Origin of the sequence: Providencia sp. Je.9.19 (genome assembly GCF_051129765.1) — a bacterium.
Taxonomy (GTDB): domain Bacteria; phylum Pseudomonadota; class Gammaproteobacteria; order Enterobacterales; family Enterobacteriaceae; genus Providencia.
The window spans coordinates 46234-66269 of the sequence record NZ_JBCPSS010000007.1 but is presented as its reverse complement, the minus strand read 5'-3'; the positions used below and the strand labels follow the sequence as shown (position 1 = coordinate 66269).

Sequence of the window (20036 nt, the reverse complement as noted above, 5' to 3'; positions counted from 1 at the left end):
AAAAACGGAAGCATAAGCTTCCGTTTGATTCTGATTCAAAGACTGATACTTATTGTTTAGGTGCTAATTTCATTAAAAATGCACGTAATTCAGCAAAATCAGAAGGTAAAAAATGAGATAATAATGGTAATTCTGCGCGCTCTGCTAATTCTGCCGGTAATGGAATTTTTTTACCTAAAATTTCTTCCACACTTTCTTTAAATTTCGCAGGATGAGCTGTTCCTAAAAATAAACCGTACTCACCATCTTGCAGTTGATCACGTAAAACGCGATATGCAACAGCAGCATGAGGTTCAGATAAATAGCCTTTTTTATCCAATTCACGAACCGTATCTTTAGTCACATCATCACTCACAACACCATATCCGAGTTCTTTTAGCGACCAACCTTTACGACGGAATAATTCTTCAATGCGAGGCCAATTATTCGGTTGGCTTACATCCATTGCATTAGATAAAGTTGCCTTCGTTTTATTTGGTACCCATTTGCCATCAACAAGAAAACGCGGAACAGTATCATTGACGTTAGTTGCAGCAATAAAGCGTTTAACCGGTAAACCCATTGATTTAGCCAATAGTCCGGCCGTTAAATCACCAAAGTTACCACTTGGTACTGAGATAACTAATTGATCGCGTTTTTCTGCAGGAATTTGAGCAACCGCTTCAAAGTAGTAGCAAATTTGAGCCAGTAATCGACTAATATTAATCGAGTTTGCTGAGTTCAAATATAAAGCCTGTTTTAGCTCTTCATCATCAAATGATTGCTTTACTAATGCCTGGCATGCATCAAAATCATCTTTAATCGCCACGGTGTGAATATTTTCACCTAGTGTACAAAACAATTTTTCTTGTAGAGGGCTAATTTTGCCTTCTGGATACAAAATAACGACCTGAACATTTTTCAATCGATAGAATGCATGAGCCACTGCCGCACCAGTATCACCCGAAGTTGCAGTTAAAATAGTCACAGGCTGCTCACCAGCAACTTGACCCAACGCTTGGGCCATAAAACGTCCGCCAAAATCTTTAAAAGCTAATGTTGGGCCATGATATAACTCAAGAGTGGCTACATCATCTTCGACTTTTTTTACGGGAGCAGGAAATGCAAATGCATTTTTAACGCGCTCAGCAAGGGCTTCTTGCGGAATTTCATCACCGATAAAAGCACTTAAAATACGGCTACTACGCGTAACAAAATCTAATTTCAACAAAGCTTCAATTTCAGCTTCATTAAATTCAGGAAGATCCTGAGGGAAGAATAGTCCTTGCTGCTTTCCAAGCCCTTGTTTTACTGCTTGCGCGAAGCTGACTTGCTCGTTATTGTCTTTTAAATTATACAGTTTCATCGTTTACCCTATTGTCCTTGCCCCGGCGAGATCCAAATGGCAGATATGCACAAAGCCTTCATCATTCTGAATGTAATGTTGTTGCAAATAATCAGCCATTTTTTCTGCAATGACTTTATCATCACAAATAGCAAATAATGTCGGTCCCGACCCTGAAATACCACAAGCCAAAGCCCCAATTTCTTTCGCATTTTGGCGAGCTTCAGCAAAGCCCGGCAACAATTGGGTGCGATAAGGCTCTGCAACAACATCCTTGATCATGGTTGCAGCAAGTAATGACTGTTTTGTGTGGCAAGCATGAATAAAACCCGATAAGTAGCGGCCATGATTAACAATATCATGACGTGGGTAATTATTAGGAAGAATAGCTCTCGCTTCTGCTGTTGACACCTTAATTCCCGGATACGCCATCACCCAGTACCAATTATCAAAAGCAGGAACAGATTGAGAAATAATGCCCATTTGCTCAATAATTAATTGTAAACCACCTAAATAACAAGGGGCTACATTATCATAATGAACACTACCCGAAATACGCCCTTCTAACTCGCCCATCATATCGAGTAATTGGGTTTGATCGAACGGCTTATCAGCAAACTCATTCAGTGCCATCAATGCAGCCACAACAGAACAAGCACTCGAACCTAATCCTGAACCAATCGGCATGTTTTTTTCAAGGATCATGGCAACATTAAGTTGTTTACCAAGGCGCTCGCAAAATAGCTGCCAGCACTGATAGACAATGTTGTGCTCATTTTTTTTAGGGAGCTTAGAAACAAATTTACCTTTATTTGTTAATGAAAAGACCTCAGCGGCCTCAACGCTCACACAGTCACCTAGTAATGAGCCATCAACTGGTGATACGGCAGCCCCAAGCACATCAAACCCAACACTCACATTACCAATTGAAGCAGGTGCATAAACTTTAATCACTTCTTAAACTCCCAATTTCCACGATAGGGTGCGCAACATATCTGCAAATACGCCGGCAGCAGTAACATCATTACCTGCTCCATAGCCCCTTAATACTAAAGGAATTGGTTGGTAATAGCGCGTATAAAAAGCCAGTGCGTTTTCGCCATTTTTTACTTTAAACAAAGGGTCGTTACCATCAACGGCAACCATTTTAACCTGACAACGCCCCTCTTCAATAAGACCGACATAGCGTAACACTTTTTCTTCTGCTTCTGCCGCTTTTATACGCTGAGCAAACTGAACATCAAGCTGTGGTAATCGAGCCATAAAGTCAGCCACATTACCTTCACTATTAAAGTCAGTAGGTAAAACAGGTTCGATTTCAATATCATTCAACTCTAAATCGTAACCCGCTTCACGCGCAAGAATAAGCAACTTACGCGCCACATCCATACCCGATAAATCATCACGAGGATCTGGCTCTGTAAAACCTTTTTCTTTCGCCAGAGTCGTTGCGTCTGATAACGACATTCCTTCATCCAGTTTACCGAAAATAAATGACAAGGATCCTGAAAGAATACCGCTAAAATGCACTAATTCATCACCTGCATTAAGCAAGTTTTGCAGATTTTCAATAACCGGTAATCCAGCCCCTACGTTAGTATCATATAAGAATTTACGTTTTGAATTCTCTGAAGCCGCTCGTAGTTGATGATAATAATCCATTGATAAAGTATTGGCTTTTTTGTTTGGTGTGACGACGTTAAAGCCATCTTTTAAGAAATTAACATACTGCTCTGCAATTTCTTGATTCGAGGTACAATCAATGATCACCGGATTCAAAAAGTGATATTCACGTTCCAATCTAATCAAACGACTCAAACTAAAAGGTTCTTTAGCTTGCGCTAATTCATCTTTCCAATTAGCAAGATCAATACCTTGCATATTCGTTAACATCGCTCTTGAATTAGCGATACCACAGACACGCAAATCAATATGTTTTTGCTTCAACCATTGTTGCTGACGACGAATTTGCTCAATTAATGCATTACCTACGCCACCAACCCCGATGATAAATGCTTCAATAACTTGCTCAGCATTAAAAAGCATTTGGTGACAAAGTCGTACCGCTGTTGTCGCAGATTCATTGGCAATAACCGCTGAAATAGAACGCTCTGATGAACCTTGAGCGATTGCAACAATATTAATATTTCCACGAGTCAGTGCAGAAAAGAAACGCGCAGAAATGCCTTTCAACGTACGCATTCCATCACCCACGACTGAAATGATCGATAATTGCTCCATCACATCAAGCGGCTCTAATACATCATCTTTTAGCTCTAAATAAAACTCTTCTTCAAGCGCTGCACGTGCGCGACGTAATTCACTTTGTGGTACACAAAAGCTAATACTATATTCAGACGATGATTGGGTAATCAGCACGACCGAAATTCCTTTGCGTGACATCACAGAGAAAATACGTGCAGCCATGCCAACCATGCCTTTCATTCCAGGGCCTGATACGTTAATCATCGCCATATTATTCAGGTTAGTTATCCCTTTAACCGGCGTACTGTCATCGGTTTGGCCATTACCAATTAAAGTGCCTGGTGCGCTTAGATTAGTGGTATTTTTTATGAGGCAAGGAATTTGGAATTGGGCAATCGGTGCAATAGTACGAGGGTGGAGAACTTTAGCGCCAAAATAAGAAAGCTCCATCGCTTCTTGATAGGACATTCCCTTTAACAATCGGGCATCAGCAACAAGACGTGGATCGCAAGTATAAACGCCATCAACATCAGTCCAGATTTCACAGCAATCCGCACGTAAACACGCCGCTAGCACTGCCGCCGAGTAATCGGAGCCATTACGTCCAAGTACCACCAATTCACCTTTATCATTACCAGCAGTAAAACCGGCCATTAAAATGAAATGATCTTTAGGGATATTTAATTCAGCAATACGTTTAGTTGATTCATTAATATCGACGGTAGATTCAAGATAATGTCCCTTAGCCAGTAAACTTTCTACTGGGTTAATGACCGTGACCTTGTGTCCACGTGCACTCAGCACAGATTCCATAATAGCAATTGAGAGTTTTTCACCACGACAGATAATAGAAGCGTTAATGCTATCAGGACATTGACCGAGAAGAGTAATACCATGCAGTACTTGTTTTATTTGTGCGAATTCTTGTTCAGTGAGTTTTTTTAAACGATCATAATCAAAACCTGGCTGTTTCTCTTTTAGTCCTTTCAAGAGGTTAGCAAAAATCATTTCTGCATCATTCACATGCGTGATGACATCCTGACCTTCAACTGTTTTTTCAATCATAGCAACGAGATGGTTGGTAATTTTAGCTGGTGCTGAAAGCACCAGAGCGACTTGTCCATCAGCAAGTTTACTTTCAGCGATGTCAGCTACATTCAGTACCCGTTCATCATTCGCAACTGAGGTACCGCCAAATTTAAGCACACGCATGGTATTTCTCTCCTGAATTAACACCAAAAAAAAGCCCGCATCTTGTTGGATGCGGGCTTTTTCATTTTTATTTTTTGGATGCGTCAGCCCGCCCCGTTTCCTGTGGTTACGGTGGTGGTAATAATAATCGTAGTCAGGCTGAAATTACGCATATGAATTCTGTTTGTCTCTTGTTTCATTAAGTTTCTCTCTATACGGTTAAAGCAATTACCACAATATGTCAAATTTATTTGCGCCAAATCACATTGAAACCCAAGTATTCTTAGGGGGGAATCATCTAGTAACATGATTAACGATAAAATAAAAAACAAAAATAAATTAAAAATTTGAAGTTAAAATTCAATCAATGCAAAAATAACAAGATATAAATCCATTTGAATTCCGCCACTCTCCACTGATTAATAAACAAACAATTCATCCTTTTATTTCTTTAATCTCTCTTTTTTAAGAGAGTCTAAAAAACACAAAAAAGACCTCATTTATTGCAAAGATTATCAAAAATAGTTATTCAATAAACAAAGATTAAAGCTTCAAAAATCAGCCTATTTATTAAGCATAAACACAGACCAACTGTTGTACTAATAAATTAATACTAATAATTCAAATCGCGGGACGCTACATCATCTAAGAAAGGGGAGCACTTCAAGTAAATAGTTATTAAAAAAATGTAAAAAAAAGAGTTTTAAATATAAAACACTGACCCCATCCAACTATTAAACACAAAAAACCAATCAGACCTAATTTATTGCTATTTAAAGTCAACAATCTGTAAAATAACCTCTTTCTTTGCAAAAACACGATCAGCCAAAATTTGAGCCAAGTCACAAATTCGATATAATTTATAATACTATATTTACGCGCTTTGTGACTTAACCGTTTACTTTCAACCTGAAGTAGAAGCCTCTACCAAATTCTTGCGATAATTTTAGTGATAATCTGATACCTAAATGCAATGTTGATTTATATAATTATCTTCCTAACAATTTTTGTTAACGTGCTACAATTGATTTTGATATGTATCAACAAAAGTTAGTTTTTTAGGTGGTAAATGCAGTATTAGCTGTTATATTGCTGTTAACAGCCCAATATTGGGAAAGTGCTTATATTTTGGTTCGTTTTTTGAATCATTTGCCCGGAGAGGCAACATAAAGTCGCTGTTGAATTTAATGACAAATTTATACTCATAAACGTATTTATTCAGAGAAAAATATTAATAACCACCTAACTGAAAACGGCTTGTGAGTTCAGTATTTCTATTTTAATACTTTAGGTAGCAACTATGCAGACCCCACACATTTTAATTGTTGAAGATGAAATTGTCACACGCAATACGCTGAAAAGTATCTTTGAAGCTGAAGGCTATGTGGTTCATGAAGCCACTGATGGCGAAGAGATGAATAATGTTCTATCTGAACATGACATCAATTTGGTTATCATGGATATCAATTTACCAGGTAAAAATGGTCTTCTTCTCGCACGTGAATTACGCGAGCAGGAAAGCATTGCTTTAATGTTCTTAACTGGCCGCGACAATGAAGTTGATAAAATCCTTGGACTTGAAATTGGTGCTGATGACTATATCACCAAACCATTCAACCCTCGTGAACTCACTATTCGTGCTCGTAACTTGCTTTCTCGTACTATGAATCTTGCTGGCGGTACAGAAGAGCGTCGCCTAGTTGAAAGCTACAAGTTCAATGGTTGGGAATTAGATATCAATAGTCGCTCTTTAGTTAGCCCTGCTGGTGAACATTACAAATTACCGCGTAGTGAATTCCGTGCGATGCTGCATTTTTGCGAAAATCCTGGAAAAATCCAAACTCGTGCTGACTTACTGAAAAAAATGACTGGCCGTGAATTAAAACCACACGACAGAACGGTCGACGTAACTATTCGTCGTATTCGTAAGCATTTTGAGTCTACACCCGATACCCCAGAAATTATTGCTACCATTCATGGTGAAGGTTACCGTTTTTGCGGTGATTTAGACGAGTAATTAATAACTTCTTAAAAAACCGGCTTAATTGCCGGTTTTTTTATTTAACACTAAAAAATATATTGGTGATCCTTTTTTTGGTAAATATTACCACGGCATAATCGGGACTGCGCTGATAGCATTTTTAGGAGAACCATCAATCATTTTATCTGAGTAAGTTAAGTAAATTAATGCATTACGTTTTGGGTCGTAAAAACGAACCACTTGCAGTTTTTTGAATACTAAAGATGTTCGTTTTTGAAAAACAACGTGAGGTTTCTTTGGCGAACGCTTAACACGATCGCTCAACTCAATCGGTCCAACTTGTTGACATGAAATTGCCGCGTCCGATGTATCTTCCGCTAAACCCAATCCACCTTTTATCCCACCCGTTTTAGAGCGGCTAAGATAACAAGTGACATTCTCAACATCAGGATCATCAAATGCTTCAACTACAATTTTATGATCAGGCCCAAAAACTTTAAATACGGTATCCACTGAACCAACTTCTTCTGCAAGTACAGTGACGGGTAATATGGATAAAAATGAAGCTAATACAATGTTTTTTAGACTCATTTTTTTTAATATGGAAAAACGCATACTGGATTTCCTTTTCAACTTAAAACGCTTTATACCTTAACAATTAAAGGCGCAATCATTCTCTTTTGTAACAAAATACCAAATACAACTCTTTTACTATAAACGAAAAAGGTAACTTGATATAGAATAGCCACCTATAGATAACTCATATCAGTTTTATGAGTAGCATTGGCTGGGGATATACATGGATCAAACTAATATTATTCGCGATCTCCTACGCTGGATCGATGATAACCTTGATAAACCATTATCACTTGATAATGTTGCCGCTAAAGCAGGTTATTCTAAATGGCACCTGCAAAGAATGTTTAAAGAAATCACTGATCAAGCTATCGGTGCTTATATCCGAGCCAGAAGACTTTCTCGTGCGGCAGTCGCTTTACGCCTCACAAGCCGCCCTATTCTTGATATTGCTCTTCAGTACCGCTTTGATTCGCAACAAACCTTTACCCGCGCATTCAAGAAACAATTTAATCTAACACCTGCATTTTATCGTCGTAGTGACGAATGGTGTGCAACAGGTATTTGTCCACCGATTATTTTAGATAATCATAAACATGTCGATCACGAGTTTGTTCAAATGCCTGAACAACCACTAGTGGGCTTAGAACAAAGTTGTTCTTATGCATTAGAAGAGTGGTCAACAGCTTGTTCACAAATGCGTCAGTCTTTTTGGCACTATTACTTAGATCACACCACAAAAGTGGCTTCTGAAGTTTTTGGTTTGCATCATGCAATCCACAACAAAGAAAAAGAAGATGAGCAGACTGTTTTTTATACCACGGCAGTAAAACCTGAAGATGCAAGTTTCAACACAACACAATATAGCCACCTAAAAATTCCTGCGGGTGAGTATGTGAAATTTACGTTTCGTGGTGAAGCAAATCGAGGTGCTCTGCAAGAGTTCTTATATCAAATTTATGGCGTTTATATGCCGAAATTGAATTTAACACGCCGGCCCGGCTATGATATTGAACATTATAGACTTAAAGATATAAATATGAATGAAGCCCGAGATGATGATCCGAAATCACATATTGATGCCTTTGACTATTATGTCCCAATAAAAATAGCGAGCTAATAATAAGGAGTTTCAACATTATTGAAACTCCTTATTTTTCATTGAATTATTATTTACCGATTTTTAATCTCACTAGCCTTGCTGCTCATCCAAAGAAGGCTGTGTTAAATGAGTCACTTCTCCTGCCGTTTCAACAATCCATCCACTTGCCAACCAAGGGCTATTTTGGTAATCCACTCGTGAAAGCGAGCAATTACGAAGACGTAAGCGTCGTTCTGAATATGCAGGAACACCTAGAATTCGGCTCACTAACGTACTAAGGGCAATACCATGGCTCACAAGAAGTGGACGACTTCCTTTGGGTAAATCGCGACAACAATCTAGCGCGGCGAACATGCGAGTATAAAGTTCTTCCATTGACTCGCCTTCAGGAATACGACCACCCTGAGTGCCATCAATAAGGCTTTTACGCCACAATTCTTCCTCTGATGTCAGCGATTCTATTGAACGTTGTTCAAGAACACCCATATTTAGTTCACGCAGACGCGGTTCTGTGATAATTTCACATCCACACTCATCAGCAATTATTTGTGCAGTTTCCAGTGTGCGTCCCATATCACTAGTGATAATATGGGTAATACCTTCCGACTTAACTCTTTTAGCTACTTGTGTAGCTTGTTGACGTCCAGTAGCCGTCAGAGGGCTATCGGATTGACCCTGTATGCGACGTGCGACGTTCCATTCAGTTTCGCCATGGCGAACAAGATAAACCTGTAACATAGATGTGTTCCATTATTACTTTGCGAAGTATGTGTTCAAAGGAAAATAATTAATGTACCAAGTTATAGCTGCAACGACTAATCCTGCCAAAATTAAAGCGATTCATCTTGCTTTCGATGCTGTTTTTGGGCCTGGCAGTTATCAAATTGAAGATATTAATGTCGATAGCAGCGTTCCACAACAACCTATCGGTAATAATGAAACCCGTACAGGTGCAAGACAGCGCGTCATGGCATCAAGACAAGTTCGCCCAGAAGCCGATTTTTGGGTTGGGATTGAAGCGGGTATTGAAGATGATATGACATTTGCTTGGATTGTTATCGAACACAAGCAAATACGAGGGGAATCCCGTTCTGCAAGTATTATGATCCCAGAAAAAATTCTCGCTGGAATTCGTGAAGGTCGCGAACTTGGCGATGAAATGGCATTCTTAACAGGGATTGATAATATCAAACAACAAGGTGGGGCTATTGGCTTTTTCACCAATGGCGTACTAACACGCACAAGCGTTTATCAGCAAGCCTTGATACTGGCATTGGTTCCCATTAAACACGAAATTTATAAAGAGCTAAACCAGATAGAAGATTAATTATACCCTAATTAATTCAAAATGCATGTAGGCAAAAAATTTCCCAGATTCGATGATTGATCAAAGTATGGTTCGCCATACTTTTTTTATTCTCTCGTTTTCCCCATCCTTCAATGTAATTTATCTTTTTAAACAGTATCGTTATAAATAAAACTCAAAATAATTTACTTATAGATAATTTACTTATAGATAATACTCAAAATAATTCGGGCTGTGGCTAGGCGGCAAGTAAAACTAAGCCCTAGGAGCATACATAAGTATGTGACTAGGGTTAGTAAGCGTAGCCAACAACGCCACCACGAGAAGTATGAAGATAAAGATAATACTCAAAATAATTCGGGCTGTGGCTAGGCGGCAAGTGAAACTAAGCCCTAGAAGCATACATAAGTATGTGACTAGGGTTAGTAAACGTAGCCAACAACGCCACAGCGCGAAGTATGAAGAGTATTTAGAGAAGTTGTGATTCGAGCCATACCTTGACGCCTAACGGGGCTGACTTCAAACTATTCGAGCCACGGGTAATGGTCGCAATCCCTACTCCAAGCTCATTTTTCAGCTCGCGTTGACTCATTTCGCCACGCATCAACTCTTGCACAATCCTGACTCGAGTTGCTAATGCAGTGCGCTCATCAGGAGTCAATAAGAGTTGTAGAACCGATTGTTGAATATTTTGTTCAAATGCCAGTTGCAATAAATTGACAAAGCGTTGCCAATCAGCATTTTCATCGGCAGTCAGTGCCGGATCGTTCTGGTGTTCTGTCGTCATTATCTCACTCACCCATACTATTTAACTAGTACAAATAATAACACAGTATTTTGATAAATCACCCACCAAACGAAAAATACCCAAAAGTCATTCGCTCTATAATCAGTCATTCTCCCGTTTTTAGACTTTTGAACTTTTGAACTTTTGAACTTTATCCTCTAAATAATTAGTGTTGTGGCTAGGCGGCAAGTGAAACTAAGCCCTAGGAGCATACATAAGTATGTGACTAGGGTTAGTGAACGCAGCCAACAACGCTACAACGCGAATTATGACGAGGACGAGAGCTAGTACTTCATTCCCCACTCATTAGCACCTAAAACATCCCCCTTTTGACCCATAAAATGTCGATAAAACAAATCATAAGAAAGGACATTTTTTACATAGCCACGTGTTTCAGAAAAAGGAATACTTTCAACAAAAGCAACAGCATCAATACGGCCTGCGCTATTACCTAACCAACGAGTTACCCTTGATGGACCTGCATTATAGGCCGCACTGGCTAAAATTCGATTATTACCAAACTGTTGATACACATCATCAAGATATGCTGTACCTAACTCAATATTTTTAGCCGGATTGGTTAATTGGCTGACATTAACATAATCACTAATACCTTGCTTTTGCGCTGTATGCTTAGCGGTTGCAGGCATCAATTGCATTAAACCTGTCGCGCCTACTGGTGAGCGAGCTTGTGGGTTCCATGCACTTTCTTGACGAGCAATCGCCATTGCATAACTTTTCTGAATACTTTTATCTTTTGTATACAGATTAAATTCTTTTTCCCACGCTAATGGAAAACGCTCTTCAAGATGATCCCATAATTTTGCCGTGATCGTCGCTTGAACGCTGAGATCTGCCCATTTGTTATTGAAAGCATAACGGGCTAATTGTTCTTGCTGATTTGCAGGTAATGAAGATACTAAGCTCACCCATTCAGAACGTGCAAGATTGTCCATTTCCCAATACATCAGTTCGCGTACACGCTGCACTTGTGCCAGCTTACCAACGCTTTCATCAGGCTTTACCGCACCTTTAACATATATCGGGTATTCGATATTCAATTTTTGAGCGGCAACCATGGGGTAAAAACCCCGGTTCGTTGTTAATTGACGTAAAATCGTTTCGCCTTCCGCTTTCTTACCTTCATCTATTAATGTAATTGCCTGCCAATACTGCCACTCTTCTTTATTTTTAACTTCCGCAGGTAGCTGTTTAAGCCATGTTGCTACACCCGCTTTATCGCCCTGACCTAACGCCAAGCGGACTCGACGTTCTTTAAGTGCGGCTGAATTTGTTTCACGGATAGTTTCATCGCGCCATGTGGCTTGCTCGGGAGTGACATCACCCATGTATTGCCACGCAATGCTGTCTTTCATCTGTTGGCTTTCTGCCATATTCATTTTTTGTGCTGAACTAATACCTCGTAACGCAGTACGAGCTGCATCAGGCGATTGGCGCGCATAACGGCTAAAACCGGCAAGCGTCGCTTGTCGAGTAAAGTCAGTCGGCGTGATTGTATTGGCAAAAGTGACAACTGAAGATGGGTCATTTTGTAATTTGACTAACGCGTCGCCAATACTTTTATAGCTTGCAGGTAAACGTTTAGCCAAATAAGTTGCTATCGAAGTATTTCCTTCTTTAATAGCAAGATGAATGCGCTCTAAGATCATTTCTGATGTGAGATAACCGGCCTTTTCCCATTCATTAAACAGTTTGTCACATGCCGTTGGCATTGAGTTTCCATTTAACCAAGCTTTTTCTGCACCCTGCCATGCGACTTGTTTGTTGCCTTCAGCCCAATTGGCAAAATAAAAATTACACTGTGCTTCGATAGGTTTTGGTGCTTCAGGACTAAACGCAAGTAATGACTTCCACTCTTGACGACGAGCAAGCTCATTCACAAAACGAGTCTTTAAATTTTTTGCGACTGGTAACGTTGGATAAGTATCAATAAACTCCTGCACTTGGCGAGGAGAGACAATATCAAGGTCTTCAGTAAGTTCACGGTAAGCCAAATAAGGATATAGTGGATATTCCTGTAATGTGGGCAGTAAACGCTCCACCTCATCCATTTTATTGGCATCCCAAGCTAATTTAATGGCTTGATAGCGCTCACGTTGCGCTTGTAAAGAATCGGCCCATACCGTAGTAGATACTAACATCATAGTAACTGGGACTGCCGCCAACCAACGTTTCATATCGACTCGCTCCATCGTATAATGGTTGCTCAAGGCAATACCTCAAACAAAACCAATATTTATATTAAATAAATTGCATAATAGGATCATGCTACCGAAAGTTTTTATGTAGCAACAGCGGAGATTTCTTGAATTTATCGATTTTACAGTCCTTTACTTAGTATCAATGATTTTCTCAGCACTTTTATTAAAAACCCCGCATTTCACCATAATTTTTGGTCATTTATTACCTAAATGCATTCCAAAGTTGTTTCTATCCATGCTAAAAGCCTAATCTCTATTTTTAATCCCTACCCGATCAGGTATAGTTCATAACAAACTATTTATTGCTATTTATCGAAGCCTTTTTGAAATTTTAAGGTTTAGACATAATAAGCAGATAAGAATTTAAAATTCCCTTTATAAAACAAAAGGTAAAATACATTGGCTCAATACGTCTACTCTATGTATCGGGTTGGAAAAATTGTTCCACCGAAACGTCATATATTAAAAAATATCTCTCTTAGCTTCTTTCCGGGTGCAAAGATTGGTGTTTTAGGTCTCAACGGCGCGGGTAAATCAACATTACTACGCATCATGGCTGGTATTGATACCGATATTGAGGGGGAAGCACGTCCTCAGCCGGGTATTAAAATTGGTTATTTGCCACAAGAGCCTAAACTGAATCTTGAACATACTGTGCGTGAAGCAGTAGAAGAAGCCGTTAGTGAAGTCAAAAATGCACTAACACGCTTGGATGAAGTGTATGCAGCTTATGCAGAGCCAGATGCTGATTTTGATAAATTAGCTAAAGAACAAGGTATCCTTGAAGCGATCATTTCAGCTCAAGATGGCCATAACCTTGATAATCAATTAGAGCGTGCAGCTGATGCACTGCGCCTGCCAGCTTGGGATGCAAAAATTGAGAACCTATCTGGTGGTGAGCGCCGTCGTGTAGCCATTTGCCGCCTACTGCTCGAAAAACCAGATATGTTACTTCTTGATGAACCAACCAACCACTTGGATGCGGAATCCGTTGCTTGGTTAGAGCGTTTCTTACACGACTATGAAGGCACTGTCGTAGCGATCACCCATGACCGTTACTTCCTTGATAACGTTGCAGGTTGGATCCTTGAGCTTGACCGTGGTGAAGGTATTCCTTGGGAAGGTAACTACTCTTCTTGGCTAGAACAAAAAGATGAACGTCTGGCTCAAGAAGCGTCAAGTGAAGCTGCCCGCCGTAAATCAATCGAGAAAGAACTTGAGTGGATACGCCAAAACCCTAAAGGTCGCCAATCGAAAGGTAAGGCGCGTTTGGCTCGTTTTGAAGAGCTTAATAGCGTTGATTACCAAAAACGTAACGAAACCAGCGAATTGTTTATTCCACCAGGACCTCGCTTAGGTGATAAAGTCCTTGAAATCGAGAACCTAAGCAAATCTTACGGTGACCGCGTCCTTATCGATAACCTGAGCTTCTCAATCCCTAAAGGGGCGATTGTCGGTATTATCGGTCCTAATGGTGCGGGTAAATCAACACTGTTCCGTATGATTTCAGGTCAAGAACAACCCGATTCAGGTTCAATCTCTTTAGGTGATACTGTTAAAATTGCTTCGGTTGATCAGTTCCGTGATTCAATGGACGATAGCAAAACCGTATGGGAAGAAATTTCTAACGGCCAAGATATTATGCGTATCGGTAACTTTGAAATCCCAAGCCGTTCATATGTTGGCCGCTTTAACTTTAAAGGTATTGACCAAGGTAAACGTGTTGGTGAGTTATCTGGTGGTGAACGTGGTCGTTTGCATTTAGCAAAACTACTGCAAGTCGGTGGCAACATGCTGCTGCTTGATGAACCAACCAATGACCTCGACATTGAAACTTTACGCGCACTCGAAAATGCCATATTAGAGTTCCCGGGCTGTGCAATGGTTATTTCCCATGACCGTTGGTTCCTTGACCGTATTGCAACTCATATCATTGATTATCAAGATGAGGGTAATATTACATTCTTCGAAGGTAACTTCTCTGAATATGAAGATTACAAGAAGCGAACTTTAGGCGCTGAAGCACTTCAACCTCACAGAATCAAATATAAAAGAATGATTAAATAGCTCGTCTTTTGAGCAGAAAAAACGGCATCTGAATAAATTTCGATGCCGTTTTTTTATTGAAAATTTAATCTCAACTTTAAATCGATGAAAAACTCATATTCCCCTAACTTAATTTCGACTTTAATACATTGAAATAAAACGATTTTTAATCACTTCTTAACTATGTTAAAAACTTGATATAATATTTGACAAACCATTCCATAATTTCTATTATGTGCCTCCAAGTTACTCCCTCCCGGGCTTATCTATGAGTGATGAAAAATCTAATTCTCCTGGCCGTCCTAGGCAATTTGAAGATAAAGAGATCATCGATGCAGCCGTTGCGGTCTTTAGTACCAACGGTTATGCAGGCACTTCTGCGCAAAATTTATGTGATAGTACCGGTTTAGGGCGAGGAAGTTTATATAATGCTTTTGGTAGTAAACAAGCCTTATATGAGCAAGCTTTATTGCGTAGTCATGAACAAACCATGGCAGCACAATTATCTATCCTCACGCAGTCAGGTCCGCTCAAAGATCGATTACGCTCCCTTTTACTTTGGGGGATTGCTGAAGATCTTTCACAATCAGAACAGCACGAAGCCATGGTCTTATTTTCTGCTTTAGAAATGGGAGATAAAGATCAAGTCGTCGCAAGCTTGAACCATGAATACCGACAACGCCTAGAAAATTCGCTCCTTGCAATATTTGTTGAAGGACAAGCAAATGGGGAATTTCGAACCAAAGCTTCAGCCCCAGAAATAACCAGAAGTTTTTTAGCGGGTTACTACGGTTTACGTGTACTAAACAAAAACATTTCAGATAAAAGCTTTCTGGAAGATGTAGTTAATGGCCTCTTAGCCAACTTGTAATTCCATCACCAGTATAAAATAAATCGAACCATTAAATTTTGTAACGATCATTAAACAATGAGAATCGTTTATTTTTGTAATGTTCATTAAATAAATAGGAGAGTAGTAAAAAATGCCATTAGCAGTATATATTTTAGGGTTAGCAGTTTTCTCAATTGGCACAGCAGAATTAATGGTCGCGGGTATGACTGCAACTTTATCCGATGCCTTTGGAATCAGTGTAGGTGACGTTGGACATTTAATTTCATATTATGCTTTTGGGGTCATGCTAGGGGGGCCTGTACTCACCTATTTTTTCCTAAAGTATAAAGTACAATATCGAAAAATTTTGCTGATCCTCTTAGCGCTCTATGTCGTAATCCAAGGCTTAAGCGCCTTTGTCTCCAGCTATACTCTTTTGGTCATTATTCGCCTTATCACGGGCGTATTATGTGCCGGTTGCTTGAGCCTCTCACTCGCTACGAGCATGGCCATGGTGCCAAATTATAACCGCCCTCGCGCTGCCGCTATCGTGATTGGTGGCTTTATGATTTCCAATGTGTTTGGTGTCCCTCTTGCAACGATGATTGACCAACAGTGGGGTTGGCGTATTACTTTCGGCTTAGTCGCTGTGTTGGTTTTGATTTGCCTCATCGCTCTGGAACGTCTTTTACCTGAAGTATCCGGTGGTGGGAAAGTCAAAATGGAGGAAGAACTCAAAGCCTTTAAAAATAAAGCTTACTGGAAAGCCTGTGTAACAAGTTGCTTGATTTTAGGTGCAAGCTTTGCTGCATTTAGTTATTTCGTCCCCGTTTTGGTCGATATCTCTGGATTTAGTATGCAAGCCGCTCCCTTTATTTTGATGGCGTTTGGTTTTTCAAACATCGTGGGTAATATGATCACAGGTCGATTAGCACATAATTACAGCCTTCAGATCATGCTCGTCGGGCTCACCATATTAAGCATTTCTTTGTTCGCTTTTGCGATCTTTGCCGAATATAAAACCGTGGCAATTATTTCAATAATCTTAATTGGATTATCTGGTGTCCCAATGAACCCTGCAATGATGGCAAGAATTGTCAGCGTTGCGCACCCAGGTCCGATGGTCAATGCGGTGCATACCTCAGTCATTAATATTGGCTTAGGGGGAGGATCTTACTTTGGTGGTTTAGCGATTACAAATGGCTATGGTTTGCGTTCAGGCTTATGGATTGGTGCAGTATTAGCAGTATTAGCATTGGTTTCAATTTTACCTTATGTGCGTCACCGCCAACGTCAGCAAGCTTGGTCTTAATTTGATCATACATTCAATATAAAGATTTAGGTTAAAGCGGATAATATTCGCGATTAATAAAGATTCGATTACTTTATCATTCATTTCAGGACATTTTGGATAATCAAAAGCCTTAGAATTAAGCCGCTTTAATCTATTTCTCAAATTTAAATGTGTTCGTTCAATCATCCAGCATTAATAATTGCTGAACTAATGATACACAGGTTAAGAAACGTGAATCGTAATCAGGCGATTCAACACGAACATATTCAATATTATTTTTCTCTAAAATTTCAATAAGTAATGACTGAAACTCTTGCCTGTCGTTATCACTACCTAAACTGCGTAAACCATCGGCCACCCATGGGGTATTATTTTCTAGCACAATAACCAAGTCAAAACGATATTCATCAATCAATGCTTGAACAAATGGGTGTTCTTTGCCTTCATAACGTAGGCAAAAAGCTTGAGTGGTAACAAAATCAGTATCAATAAAAGCAACTTTATTGGCATATTTAACAGAAAAATCAATATATTGTGCATGACCTAATGCAATTTTATCATAATCAGAATATTGCAATGCCATTTCATTACCACCTAAGTGGCTGAATACATAATCACGGCCATATTCCCACGCACTGGTGGTATTAAAAATATTGGCTAATTTATTTACCAACGTAGATTTACCACTAGATTCGCCCCCTAAAATCGCCACTTTACGGACAAAGAATGGTTTAACTTCTGTTGGAATATAATCCCAATAGCGAAATGGCGCCTGACGAATTTGATTACCGCTGATATTCATAAAACTGCGTTCAGGATCAATTAAAATTGTTTCTATACCCAGATATTTTTTATAACGTGGCACATCATTCTGTTCACCAGAATAAATAAAACTTGGATTAATATTATGTTTTTTCAAAAAACCTTTCATACCATCACTCCACACTTCCCAACCATGTGGATAGGGTTCAATCCCTTTCTCATCAAATGAATGAATATGAATATTTTTTTGATACTTAAAAGTTTGTAATAGCCAACGCAGGCGGTCGCTCACAGTTGGTTGCTGTGACATCGAACTATTAACAAACAAATCTTTATCACGCGGTTCATCATGGCACAGGATCACATGTAGCTCATCCACTTGGCTACAAGCGCGCTGGATCAAATATATATGCCCTGTATGTAGAGGATAGAATTTCCCGACAACGATACCAATTGTTTTTTGTTTATTCGGATATTCCAATCCTAAAAAGCGATGAAGTGCATCAATTTTGTGCGCGCTAGGACTTTTTATCTTGTCATTGATTAATTGGCTGAGATAGCCTTTGGTCATCTCTGTCGCATCAGCAACTTGCTGTAATGTATAACCAGCTCGCTTAATTGCATTTTTCAGATAGTCAAAATCAGCCATTTAATTTCCTTTTACTCAAAAAAAATCCAAATTTCAGTTATATTCAAAGCACACCAGCCTAAGATATTTAATATAATTCAATACGCTAAAAATAAACATTCAAAAAATACTATTTGGATACACTCTAAATCATTCGTGTTGTGGCTAGGCGAATGATGCCAACACTACCACAGCGCGAAGTATGACGAGTAGAGTATAGGATTAATCGAGTTCATCCATTACAGTCAAAGCATCTGCTAACTTCTTCACCCCATATACCTTCATATCTGGCGGTAATTTTTTAGGCATATTGGCATGAGGTACTATCGCACGTTTAAAGCCGTGTTTTGCCGCTTCTGAAATACGCTCTTGTCCGCTTGGTACTGGTCGAATTTCACCTGCCAGCCCTACCTCACCAAAGACCACTAAATCTCTCGGCAATGGCCGGTCGCGAAAACTCGATACTAAAGAAAGTAATAAGGCGAGATCAGCACTGGTTTCTGTCACTTTAACCCCACCAACCACATTCACAAAGACGTCTTGGTCTGACATTTGCAAACCACCATGACGGTGTAATACCGCCAGTAAAATGGCTAAACGGTTTTGTTCAAGCCCAACAGCCACCCGACGTGGGTTCGACATCATGGAATGATCGACTAGTGCTTGAATTTCCACCAGCAATGGTCTTGTGCCTTCCCAAACTACCATCACAGAGCTACCTGATGTGACTTCATCTCCACGACTCAAAAAAATCGCTGATGGGTTACTCACCTCTTTCAACCCTTGCTCAGTCATGGCAAAAACACCGAGCTCATTCACCGCACCAAAACGATTTTTATGGCTACGCAGTGTCCGAAAACGGTTATCTGCATCGCCATCAAGCATAATGGAGCAGTCGATACAGTGCTCAAGCACTTTCGGCCCAGCCAGTGAACCATCTTTAGTCACATGGCCGACCATGATGATTGCCACACCGCGTGTTTTAGCGAAGCGCGTTAAATAAGCCGCGGTTTCTCTCACCTGTGCAACACTTCCTGGCGATGATTGAATATCAGCCATGTGCATCACCTGAATTGAGTCGATAACCATCAATTTAGGCAGCTCTTGCTCCGCTGTTAAGCAAATTTGTTCAATACTGGTTTCAGACAGCATATTGACCGAGTCAGTTGGTAGCCCTAAACGATGCGCTCGCATAGCAACTTGTTGAAGTGACTCTTCCCCCGTGACATACAGGGTTTTCATTTCACGCGAAAGCAGGCACATGGTTTGCAATAATAGCGTACTTTTACCTGCACCCGGGCTACCACCAATTAGGATGGCACTTCCCGGCACCACACCACCACCGAGCACTCGGTCAAATTCTTTAAATCCCGTCGTAAAACGCGGCAATTCATCCAAGCTAATTTCAGATAATTTCTGAACTTTGCTTATACCAGCTGAATTTCCTGCATATCCCGTTAAACGTTCAGTTCGGGATGAGGCGTTACTTGAGGCTAGGCGCACTTCCGTAATGGTATTCCATGCCTGACAAGCACTACACTGCCCTTGCCAGCGGGGATAATCCGCCCCACAGTCATTACAAACAAACGCTCTTTTTACACCTTTAGCCACGACTAACTCCTCTTGAAAACCATTTACATTCTTAAATTTAATTCTTTGATTTTTAAATAAATTTACAATAATACTCTAAATAATTTAAGATTATGATTTTTTGAATGAATTTATATCTAATCAATAAATACTCTAAATAATTCATGCTGTGGCAAGGCGGCAAACGAGG

At 39.8% G+C, this 20036-nt stretch carries 16 protein-coding genes, 1 pseudogene and 1 other annotated feature; of the genes and pseudogenes, 6 read left to right on the top strand and 11 right to left on the bottom strand.

Annotation, left to right across the window (positions count from 1 at the left end; all coding sequences use genetic code 11):
• Positions 1-49 precede the first annotated feature (49 nt).
• From thrC to thrL, 4 genes are all read right to left on the bottom strand, one after another.
• A complete protein-coding gene (gene thrC / locus AAZR93_RS18740) occupies positions 50-1345 on the bottom strand; it encodes a threonine synthase (protein ID WP_434720718.1) in 1296 nt (431 codons plus the stop codon).
• Between the two features lie 3 nt (positions 1346-1348).
• The gene (gene thrB / locus AAZR93_RS18735) at positions 1349-2278 is read right to left on the bottom strand and encodes a homoserine kinase (protein ID WP_434720717.1); all 930 of its coding nucleotides are present in this window, start codon (positions 2276-2278) and stop codon (positions 1349-1351) included.
• A gap of 3 nt (positions 2279-2281) precedes the next feature.
• Positions 2282-4741 (bottom strand): bifunctional aspartate kinase/homoserine dehydrogenase I, encoded by a 2460-nt coding sequence (thrA, locus tag AAZR93_RS18730; protein WP_434720716.1) that lies wholly within the window; start codon positions 4739-4741, stop codon positions 2282-2284.
• 24 nt (positions 4742-4765) lie between these two features.
• Positions 4766-4886: a sequence feature (Thr leader region), on the bottom strand.
• Positions 4825-4893: a thr operon leader peptide gene (gene thrL, locus AAZR93_RS18725; RefSeq protein ID WP_434720777.1), complete on the bottom strand. Its 69-nt coding sequence runs from the start codon at positions 4891-4893 to the stop codon at positions 4825-4827. It overlaps the preceding feature by 62 nt.
• Positions 4894-6020: 1127 nt before the next feature.
• On the opposite strand from thrL, the gene arcA reads away from it, so the two are divergent.
• A complete protein-coding gene (gene arcA / locus AAZR93_RS18720; protein ID WP_004905684.1) occupies positions 6021-6737 on the top strand; it encodes a two-component system response regulator ArcA in 717 nt (238 codons plus the stop codon).
• A gap of 87 nt (positions 6738-6824) precedes the next feature.
• Here the strand turns inward: arcA and creA are convergent, their stop codons facing one another.
• Positions 6825-7292, bottom strand: coding sequence for a protein CreA (gene creA, locus AAZR93_RS18715; RefSeq protein WP_434720776.1), 468 nt, complete (start codon positions 7290-7292; stop codon positions 6825-6827).
• Between the two features lie 208 nt (positions 7293-7500).
• Here creA and robA point away from each other — a divergent pair, with 208 nt between their 5' ends.
• A complete protein-coding gene (gene robA / locus AAZR93_RS18710) occupies positions 7501-8397 on the top strand; it encodes an MDR efflux pump AcrAB transcriptional activator RobA (RefSeq protein WP_434720715.1) in 897 nt (298 codons plus the stop codon).
• 72 nt (positions 8398-8469) lie between these two features.
• Here the strand turns inward: robA and gpmB are convergent, their stop codons facing one another.
• On the bottom strand, positions 8470-9117 hold the full coding sequence (gene gpmB / locus AAZR93_RS18705; protein ID WP_294108182.1) for a 2,3-diphosphoglycerate-dependent phosphoglycerate mutase GpmB: 648 nt from the start codon (positions 9115-9117) through the stop codon (positions 8470-8472).
• 52 nt (positions 9118-9169) lie between these two features.
• Here gpmB and yjjX point away from each other — a divergent pair, with 52 nt between their 5' ends.
• Positions 9170-9706, top strand: a complete 537-nt coding sequence (yjjX, locus tag AAZR93_RS18700) for an inosine/xanthosine triphosphatase (protein ID WP_294108180.1) — start codon at positions 9170-9172, stop codon at positions 9704-9706.
• Positions 9707-10154: 448 nt separating this feature from the next.
• Here yjjX and trpR read toward each other — a convergent pair whose 3' ends face one another.
• Both trpR and sltY read right to left on the bottom strand, forming a co-directional pair.
• A complete protein-coding gene (gene trpR / locus AAZR93_RS18695) occupies positions 10155-10472 on the bottom strand; it encodes a trp operon repressor (protein WP_294108179.1) in 318 nt (105 codons plus the stop codon).
• 284 nt (positions 10473-10756) lie between these two features.
• On the bottom strand, positions 10757-12670 hold the full coding sequence (gene sltY, locus AAZR93_RS18690; protein WP_434720775.1) for a murein transglycosylase: 1914 nt from the start codon (positions 12668-12670) through the stop codon (positions 10757-10759).
• Between the two features lie 423 nt (positions 12671-13093).
• On the opposite strand from sltY, the gene ettA reads away from it, so the two are divergent.
• The 3 genes from ettA (at position 13094) to AAZR93_RS18675 (ending at position 16884) form a co-directional block, all read left to right on the top strand.
• The gene (ettA, locus tag AAZR93_RS18685; protein ID WP_294108177.1) at positions 13094-14761 is read left to right on the top strand and encodes an energy-dependent translational throttle protein EttA; all 1668 of its coding nucleotides are present in this window, start codon (positions 13094-13096) and stop codon (positions 14759-14761) included.
• Between the two features lie 247 nt (positions 14762-15008).
• A complete protein-coding gene (locus AAZR93_RS18680) occupies positions 15009-15611 on the top strand; it encodes a TetR/AcrR family transcriptional regulator (protein WP_294108175.1) in 603 nt (200 codons plus the stop codon).
• A gap of 112 nt (positions 15612-15723) precedes the next feature.
• Positions 15724-16884, top strand: coding sequence for an MFS transporter (locus tag AAZR93_RS18675; RefSeq protein WP_434720714.1), 1161 nt, complete (start codon positions 15724-15726; stop codon positions 16882-16884).
• A 31-nt stretch (positions 16885-16915) separates the two neighbouring features.
• On the opposite strand, the pseudogene AAZR93_RS18670 reads toward AAZR93_RS18675, so the two are convergent.
• The 3 genes and pseudogenes from AAZR93_RS18670 to radA all read right to left on the bottom strand — a co-directional run.
• Positions 16916-17049: pseudogene (locus AAZR93_RS18670) on the bottom strand (IS1 family transposase); the annotation flags it as partial.
• Complete coding sequence (gene nadR, locus AAZR93_RS18665) at positions 17045-18277, bottom strand: multifunctional transcriptional regulator/nicotinamide-nucleotide adenylyltransferase/ribosylnicotinamide kinase NadR (RefSeq protein ID WP_434720713.1); 1233 nt, start codon at positions 18275-18277, stop codon at positions 17045-17047. The pseudogene AAZR93_RS18670 and the gene nadR, both read right to left, overlap by 5 nt.
• Positions 18278-18478: 201 nt before the next feature.
• Positions 18479-19867 carry a DNA repair protein RadA gene (gene radA, locus AAZR93_RS18660; RefSeq protein WP_294108169.1) on the bottom strand — a complete coding sequence of 463 codons (1389 nt, stop codon included), beginning with the start codon at positions 19865-19867 and terminating at the stop codon, positions 18479-18481.
• Positions 19868-20036: the final 169 nt, after the last annotated feature.